Below are 7592 nucleotides of genomic sequence, written 5' to 3' on the forward strand. Positions count from 1 at the left end.
AATATTGTTTATCAATCAGTTATAAAATACGTATTTTTTGAGTGACGAAGTCAGGGGTTAATATATGAAAAATCCCAAGACATCGCAATGAATGTCTTGGGATTTTTGTTGGTACCACGTGTCGGTTTACTTGGTTTCGATCTCTTCCTTCATGTCGACAAACTGTTTTTTGTCGTCGTAGAACTCATATTGCAGGAAAGCGAGTTTCTGTGATGGAATGATGTGAACGCCTAAACCATACTTAAGTTGCCACTTCCGCTTGAGGCTTACCACCCCTTGGTTGATGTAAGCGGCAACGTATGGGTGAACGTGGAGATAGAATCTCTTGATGCCAATCTTGTTGACTAGTTGGTCAATTTTTCTTTCGAGTTGGTCGGTGAACAAGATGCTCGACTTGATTTTGCCTGTTCCGTTGCACGATGGGCAGGTCTCTTCGACGTTTACGTCCATGGCTGGCCTTACACGCTGTCGGGTAATCTGCATGAGTCCAAACTTGCTTAGGGGCAATATGTTATGTCGCGCCCTGTCTTTCTGCATGTCTTTGCACATGCGCTCATACAGCATCTGTCGATCTTCCGCCAGGTTCATGTCGATGAAGTCGACCACGATAATTCCTCCCATGTCTCGTAGTCGCAACTGGCGTGCCAATTCGTCGGCCGCTCCCAGGTTTGTTTCCAGGGCGGTGGCTTCTTGGCCATTCTCGTTTCTTGAGCGGTTTCCGCTGTTCACATCCACAACGTGCATGGCTTCGGTGTGCTCTATGATGAGATAGGCACCATGAGCATAGTTCACGGTTTTTCCGAAGCTTGCCTTAATTTGTTTAGTGACGTTGAAGTTGTCGAAGATAGGCACTTTTCCGGTATACTTCTTAACGATACCTGCCTTTTCAGGGGCTATGAGTGCCACGTAGTCTTTGACATCCTTGCACACTTCCTCATCGTCTACGTAAATATTCTCGTAGCTTGGATTGAAGAGGTCTCGCAACAGCGCTACTGCTCTTCCTGTTTCTTCGTAGACGAGTTGTGGGCGTTGCTGTGTTTTCTGAACCTTGACGATAGCGTCCTCCCAGCGCTTGGTCAGTATTTTCAGTTCCGCGTCCAGCTCTGCCACACGTTTGCCCTCTGCCACGGTGCGTACGATGACGCCGCAGTTTTTGGGCTTGATGCTGTGGATGAGTTGCTTGAGTCTCGCTCTTTCTTCGCCGCTCTTGATCTTTGAGGACACCGACACCTTGTCTCCAAAAGGAATGAGGACCAGGTATCGTCCCGCAAAGCTCAGTTCTGCCGTCAGTCGGGGTCCTTTGGTTGATATGGGCTCCTTGACGATCTGCACCAGCACCTCTTGTCCTACGGTGAGCGTTTGCTGAACGCTTCCGTCCTTCTTCAGGTCGGGTTGGTGCGAAGCCTTTGCAAAGGGGAACAGCTTTTTGCGGTCGCTTTGCACTTGCTTCAGATACTTGGCGTACGAATTGAATTGACTTCCTAAATCAAGATAATGCAAGAAGGCGTCGCGCTCATAGCCAACATCCACGAAGCAGGCGTTGAGGCCCGGCATGAGCTTCTTAACCTTGGCAATGTAGATGTTTCCCACAGAGAAATTGGCCGAACGTGTTTCGTTTTGGTATTCCACGAGCCGCTTGTCCTCAAGCAGGGCGATGGATATTTCCTGTGGTTTGACGTTGATTATTACTTCGCTTGTCATCTCTTGATAACTCTTTAATGATAAAAAAGGGACCCACCGTAACGGCACGTCCCTTTCATAGAACAGTCAGCAGGGCTTATTTGCTCTTATGACGGTTCTTACGTAATCTCTTCTTACGCTTATGCGTAGCCATCTTGTGGCCTTTCTTCTTTTTTCCGTTTGGCATAGCTGTTAATGTTTAAAATGTTTGTTATGTTATTGATTTTTTGTTCCTTAAGGCGTGTTTATTCACCTTTCATCTCATCGACGAACGCCTTGGCCGGCTTGAAGCTTGGCAGGTCGTGTGCAGCGATGGTGATGGTGGCGCACTTACCGATGTCGCGAGCAGTTTTCGGTGCGCGATGCTTGATGATGAAACTGCCGAATCCGCGAAGGTACACATTCTCTTTCTTCTCGAGCATGCTTCTCTTCACAGTCAGCATGAAACTCTCCACGACGGCTGACACGTCCTTGCGTTGCAAGCCGGTCATGTCGGTAATCTCGTTGATGATCTCTGCTTTTGTCATATACTGAAACAGTCTTTTCTTATTATTGTTTCCCTTATTTACTTATCATTTACTTTCGGACTGCAAATATACGAGTTTTTCGTGGGATGGAGAAAAGATTTGTATTTTTTTTCTTAGAAATTGATAATTTTCTTGTTGGAAGTGTCTAATTTTCAACTTCTTATCCCCACTTTCAGTCAGAATGTCGGTGGTGATGGGGAGGAAAGCACTTTGGATTTGTAAGGATAATTGCCTCGGGTTTTGAATTTGGCATGAAGGTGCTTGCTCGTTTTAAAGCCGAGCGTGTCCCGTGTTGTTAGGGGCATGTGGGGGGCGCTACAGGTCAATGGCCCAGTTGACCAAAAACTCGCGAGGACGCAGGTGGGTGGCTATATTGGTCTCGATGGTGTTTCCCAGCACGTGCTGCTCCAGCTTGGAGGAGCCAATGATGTTGTTAGTCGAGAATGTAAGTTCCCATCGCTTTGCCTTATAGCTCATGGCGAGGTCGAGAAAAAAAACTGGTTCCGATACCTTCGCTGTTGGTGTGGAAGAGTTGGTTCTTGACGCTCAGCATCCAGCCGTTGGCAGGGAAGACGTGAATGTTGAGACGGTGTTCCCAATCGTTGGTGCTGCCTGAAGAGAGCTGTGGAGCGGTCTGGTTCTTCTGCTGATTGAAGCTCACGCTTGACCGGCCTTCGACAGAGAGAAGCCTGGTTGGGCGTAAAGAAAAATTAAGCGCTACGGACGTTACCGTCATCCGCGCATCGTTCACCTTTCCTGTCACGAGCATGCAGTAGTCGGTCGTGGTGAATGAAGCCCCAAGGCCGAGGAGCGTCTTGGCCCATCCGAAGGTCTTACTGATGTGTCCAGACAAGCCTGTGGTCTCGGTGGCTCGCTTCTTGTCCGTGGCGACGATGGTGAATACTCGGTCGTTCAGGGCGTTTTCATACAAGATGTTGCCCGATGTCCGGGCGTACATTGGGCTTACATTGAGCCCCCCCCAACGGGGTTGGCGTATTTGTAGGTGGCTGTGGCGCGAAGGTCATGCGTCACAGCCGTCTTGCCCTGGTTTATCTTCTGCGTACGATATGTTGTGAAGATCGGCGTGTCGTAGATCGACTTGCCCGTCAGGGACGAGTTCGTATAGCCCACATCTGCGGAGAAACTGGAGAGGGCAGAGACCTTCCAGTTCCATTGGATGGAAGGGTCCACCCACAGGTGGCCAGTCCTCGACTGGCGATAAGCTTGGTGTGCATAGCTTATTCTTGTCTTGACCACCACTTGTTGCTTGCTAAAGGCAAACGACATTGAGGGTGTCCAGTAGACGCGGAACAGCTGGTAGGTGTTTTCTTGCTCAGCCTCTTCGCCCATGGCCACGGCGATGGCCTGGCGGTCGTAGTTGACGCCCAACTCGTTGTTGAGATAGTGGCGTCCCATCTTCAACTTGTAAAGGAGGGCGTTTTGGGTGGAGAAGAAGCTGAGATTGAGCCGTTCGGTCTATTTGTTGATGGTAAGCAGTTGACCAGGTAGGTAATGGTATGACCAATAACTTTCCACATGATATACGTTGTTATTGGCAGCGGTGTGCGAAAGTTGGAAATCCTCGGTAAGACTACGTTTGTTTGGCTTTACCATCATGGCCGTGTTTCGTCCGTCGCAGGTCATCCGTCCCTTGCTCTTGTTGAAGTCGAGATACCCCTTGAGGTTGTTTTGGATGAAGCTCTTCGAACCGTTGTATTGATAGTTGGCTTCCGCCTTCCATTCGCTCCTGGTGTTGTTCACGTCCTCATCTTCTACGATCACGGGCATGTCGGCGAGGGTGAGGTAGGTGGAAGATGTGCGGTTCTGCATGTCAGTCTGGTCTATGAGTCCGTTCACTTGCAGGCGCAGTTCGTCGTCATGTCCCGTCTTCCACAACCAGTTGCCAGCCACCAGGTGACTATGGTTGAAGGTGTATCGGTCCTCGTCCAAGTTGGGCGCATTCTGCGACATCATGGAGAGAAGGCCCGCCTCCGCGTCCGTTCTTCCTTTGAGCAATGCTGCCAAGTCGAGCACCTCATCGCCGAGTTGCTTGCCTGTGTCGTTGTTCTTGTACATCATCAACGCTTGGCGTTTCTTGTCGAATCGCATGCCCATCAGTCGGTTGTCGTAGAGGATGTCCTTACCATAGCCCAGTCCGATGTTGGCCGAGCTTGTCCAGACGGCCTTGGCGTCGTCCTTTAGCACAAGATTGAGGGCAGCCTGGTCGCTGAAAGAGACTCCCCGCAACGACTTCACGGGTTGGTGGTTTTCGAGCACTTGCACACTCTTCACCTTGTCGGCCGAGATGTTTGGGTTGGCCATTCCATATTGGGTTCCCATGAGGTCGATACCCTCTATATAGAACTTGTTGATGGTTTTGCCTTGGTATTCAATCTTTCCGTCGGCTTTCACCTCCAGTCCTAGCATCTTCGCAATCACGTCTGCTATGCAGCGGTCTTGCGCTTGCTTAAACCCTGCCACGCTATAGGTGAGTGTGTCGCCTGTGCTTTGTATGCGTTGCGCCTTGACCTTCACTTCTTTCAGGAGAGAACAGCCCTCCTTGAGCGTGATGGTAATGCCGTCCTTCAATGATGAGCGTGTAAAGGATTTTCTCTGATAGCCCACATGGTTGACGTCGATCGTATCCGCGTCCTTGCCATTGGGAATAACCAATCTGTAAGTTCCCTCCCCATTGGCAATGCTATAGGCGACGACATGACGATTCTTGTCCAACGCCATAATCGTTGCGTTAGACACGGGTGCGCCCTTTTCGCTGATGATCTTGCCCGTGAAGGTCTGGGCGAAAATGGGGACATGCAAGAAGAGCGTTAGCAGAAGGACACAATACCTCATTCTTTGTCTAAGAAGTTTTTCTTGGGCAACACCTGGTCCGAAATGTCATTGCCCTTGTCGTCTGTGATTTCGGTTGCGCTTGCATCTTCGTCATAGCCTCCTTGGCTCAACACGCGATCGACGATTTGCTTTTGGCTTAGGCCATTGGTCTCCGTCCGCATCTTCAGGTAGCGTTTGCGCGTGCATTTCTGTGCGTCCTTGTCCATGAACAGGGAGACGGTCTTGTTGCCTGACGCCTTTTCTATTCCTGCCAACATGAAATGGAAACATCCCTCGTTGTCGGCGGCGTCGAGAATCAGGCCAGGCAGGCCGCGAAGCAGGTAAGGGCCATAGTTGAGTGGCAGTTCGATAGCGTACCAGACGGTCCATGTCCTGCCGTAAAGCGTGCCTTGGGCCTGCCGACATTCATAGCCGCTAATGGTCTTCGAGCTGTCTGCCAACTGCCAGGCAATTTCGGGCAATGGCTCCTCATATTTCAACTTGGAGTTGAGTATGCTATTAAAATAGGTGTATTTGTCCTTCTGGGGACTTCCCAAGAGTACTTGCAGACTGTTCTTAGTGGGATATTTCTTGTTAAGTGCATCCATTTGTTCCAACGCTCTGATAGGGTCTCCATTAACATGGAGCTTGGCCAGATCTTCGTTGAAGCCACGCTCGTTGTCATTATAAAATACTGCGGTCGTCTTGCCAATGTCGAGGCTCCATCTGTAAAGTTTGGCGGCACCAGCTGCGCTCTTGGCTTCACAGTCGTAGGTGACGTGATACAGGGCGGGCTCTTGGGCCAGGGTGTTGATGGTCATGAGGAGGGTCATAATAATGAGTAGGTTCTTTTTCATCAATTTGCTTATTTTTAAGTTTGTTTATCTACTCTATAAGCTTTTCGACATCTGCTCCTTTTTTATTCACGATCGTGAACAATACTGCTCGGTCAGTTATCCCAGTCACCTTGGATTGTTGTGTGCAAAATTAAGAAAAAATCAAAGTTCTGCAAAACCAAAGTGTGTTTTTTAGAGTGATTATAAAGAGCGTCTTTTGGCAAAATTGGGCGTAAAAGTGAATGAAGCTTTGGTCTTTGTATCAAGCTATAACTTGTTCTTTCCTGTATATGTTTAAATGGTTCAAAAAAAATCACATCCTTTCTATCTATAAGGGATAAAATGTTTGTAACTTTACAGTCTAAAATAGATTCAACTAAGAAACAGGATTTTTCAAACATAGAAAACAAAAGCAGATGAATGGTAGAAAACACTTATGCATAGCGTTGTTCTTAAGCGTTATCGTGGCGGCTTGCACGCCCGTGTCGAAGAAGGCCTTGCGGGCCTATGCCGAGACGAAGGAGGATGTGAGCGTGGTGGCCGACACCCCAACGGCACAACAAGACGAGCCGTCGGGTAGGGGCGATGACGACACGCAAGCCGACGGCGAAGGTGGTGAGGGCTATGAGTTGCCGGCGTTCCGAACAAGTTCGGATGAGATTATATTGAAGCGGAAGGGCTACACGGCCTCCTATAACCCCACGACCAAGATACCCAACTGGGTGGCGTGGCATCTGACGGCCGAGCATGTGGATGGCTATGCCAAGCGCAAGGGCATACCTTTCCATGAGGACGAGGATGTGCCTGAGCCGCGTGTCGACACCTACGACTATATGCGCTCTGGCTACGACCGTGGCCACATGTGCCCGGCGGGCGACAACAAGTGGGACGCGGAGGCCATGGAGCAGTCGTTCCTCATGACCAACATCTGTCCGCAAGACCATGTGCTGAACATTGGCGACTGGAACAACCTGGAGGCGCAATGCCGCCAATGGGCGGAGCAGTATGGCAGCATTTACGTGGTGTGCGGACCTGTCCTTTACAATAAGAGGCACAAGACCATTGGCAAGAACAAGGTGGTGGTGCCCGAGGCTTTCTTCAAGGTGATACTGCGCATGGGCCGCACGCCGCAAGCCATCGGCTTTGTTTATCGCAACAACGACAAGCGCCATCCGTGGGGCGATTACGTGAATAGTGTGGACGAGGTGGAGCGCATCACGGGGTTCGACTTCTTTGCTTCGTTGCCCGATAGTGTGGAGCGGCAGGTGGAGCGGCAGGTGAATGTGGATATGTGGCCCATACAGGCGTTGCATTGACCTCCATTGGCCTTTGCTCGGCTTTGGCTTCCCCTTTTGGCCGCCGAACTAAGCCTTCACGCCGAATGTTGATTTTTGGGCATGGCCTTGTTGGGGAGGCCGTAGGCGGTGGGCGCCTGACGAATGTGACATGTGGAACCACCTTATTGTAACATGTAACATGTAACAATGTAACGTTTTCGTTGAGCCAGTTGGACGGGAATTTACGTTTGAGTTGTGTGTTCTGCCCCAAATGCCAGACGAAAGCAAAAGAGTGGTTCCTTCCCCATTGCCGAAGGAAAAGAAAAAACAGGTGACCTTGCCTATGATGCGAGGTCACCTGTTTTTATGGTTCTGTTCCCATTTTAGGGGGTGTGCATTCTATGTTTCTACGCAAGAAAAACTTGAAGTTTTTTTGCTGT

The 7592-nt window shown here is 49.8% G+C and carries 8 protein-coding genes; 1 reads left to right on the forward strand and 7 read right to left on the reverse strand.

Annotated features, from left to right (window positions below; translation table 11 throughout):
• Positions 1-126: 126 nt before the first annotated feature.
• The 7 genes from WKK33_RS00585 to WKK33_RS00615 form a co-directional block, all read right to left on the reverse strand.
• Positions 127-1701: an Rne/Rng family ribonuclease gene (locus WKK33_RS00585; protein ID WP_215759853.1), complete on the reverse strand. Its 1575-nt coding sequence runs from the start codon at positions 1699-1701 to the stop codon at positions 127-129.
• Positions 1702-1925: 224 nt separating this feature from the next.
• Entirely contained in the window at positions 1926-2207 is a 282-nt protein-coding gene (locus WKK33_RS00590; protein WP_337932023.1) for an HU family DNA-binding protein, read from the reverse strand.
• Between the two features lie 315 nt (positions 2208-2522).
• Complete coding sequence (locus WKK33_RS00595; RefSeq protein WP_337571092.1) at positions 2523-2684, reverse strand: hypothetical protein; 162 nt, start codon at positions 2682-2684, stop codon at positions 2523-2525.
• Positions 2674-3165 (reverse strand): hypothetical protein, encoded by a 492-nt coding sequence (locus tag WKK33_RS00600; protein WP_337932025.1) that lies wholly within the window; start codon positions 3163-3165, stop codon positions 2674-2676. The genes WKK33_RS00595 and WKK33_RS00600 overlap by 11 nt, the downstream gene beginning before the upstream one ends.
• Before the next feature lie 5 nt (positions 3166-3170).
• Positions 3171-3623 carry a hypothetical protein gene (locus tag WKK33_RS00605; RefSeq protein ID WP_337571089.1) on the reverse strand — a complete coding sequence of 151 codons (453 nt, stop codon included), beginning with the start codon at positions 3621-3623 and terminating at the stop codon, positions 3171-3173.
• 60 nt (positions 3624-3683) lie between these two features.
• The gene (locus WKK33_RS00610) at positions 3684-5060 is read right to left on the reverse strand and encodes a carboxypeptidase-like regulatory domain-containing protein (RefSeq protein WP_337571087.1); all 1377 of its coding nucleotides are present in this window, start codon (positions 5058-5060) and stop codon (positions 3684-3686) included.
• Positions 5057-5896, reverse strand: coding sequence for a GLPGLI family protein (locus WKK33_RS00615; protein WP_337571086.1), 840 nt, complete (start codon positions 5894-5896; stop codon positions 5057-5059). Before WKK33_RS00615 ends, WKK33_RS00610 begins: the two co-directional genes overlap by 4 nt.
• A 395-nt stretch (positions 5897-6291) precedes the next feature.
• Here WKK33_RS00615 and WKK33_RS00620 point away from each other — a divergent pair, with 395 nt between their 5' ends.
• The gene (locus WKK33_RS00620; protein ID WP_337571083.1) at positions 6292-7191 is read left to right on the forward strand and encodes a DNA/RNA non-specific endonuclease; all 900 of its coding nucleotides are present in this window, start codon (positions 6292-6294) and stop codon (positions 7189-7191) included.
• Positions 7192-7592 lie beyond the last annotated feature (401 nt).

The organism is Hallella sp., from assembly GCF_037460745.1.
Classification (GTDB): Bacteria; Bacteroidota; Bacteroidia; order Bacteroidales; family Bacteroidaceae; genus Prevotella; species Prevotella faecis.

Coding starts and splice junctions, on each gene's coding strand:
- WKK33_RS00585 (WP_215759853.1), bottom strand. CDS start 1,701: ATGACAAGCGAAGTAATAATCAACGTCAAACCACAGGAAATATCCATC.
- WKK33_RS00590 (WP_337932023.1), bottom strand. CDS start 2,207: ATGACAAAAGCAGAGATCATCAACGAGATTACCGACATGACCGGCTTG.
- WKK33_RS00595 (WP_337571092.1), bottom strand. CDS start 2,684: ATGAGCTATAAGGCAAAGCGATGGGAACTTACATTCTCGACTAACAAC.
- WKK33_RS00600 (WP_337932025.1), bottom strand. CDS start 3,165: ATGTACGCCCGGACATCGGGCAACATCTTGTATGAAAACGCCCTGAAC.
- WKK33_RS00605 (WP_337571089.1), bottom strand. CDS start 3,623: ATGGGACGCCACTATCTCAACAACGAGTTGGGCGTCAACTACGACCGC.
- WKK33_RS00610 (WP_337571087.1), bottom strand. CDS start 5,060: ATGAGGTATTGTGTCCTTCTGCTAACGCTCTTCTTGCATGTCCCCATT.
- WKK33_RS00615 (WP_337571086.1), bottom strand. CDS start 5,896: ATGAAAAAGAACCTACTCATTATTATGACCCTCCTCATGACCATCAAC.
- WKK33_RS00620 (WP_337571083.1), top strand. CDS start 6,292: ATGAATGGTAGAAAACACTTATGCATAGCGTTGTTCTTAAGCGTTATC.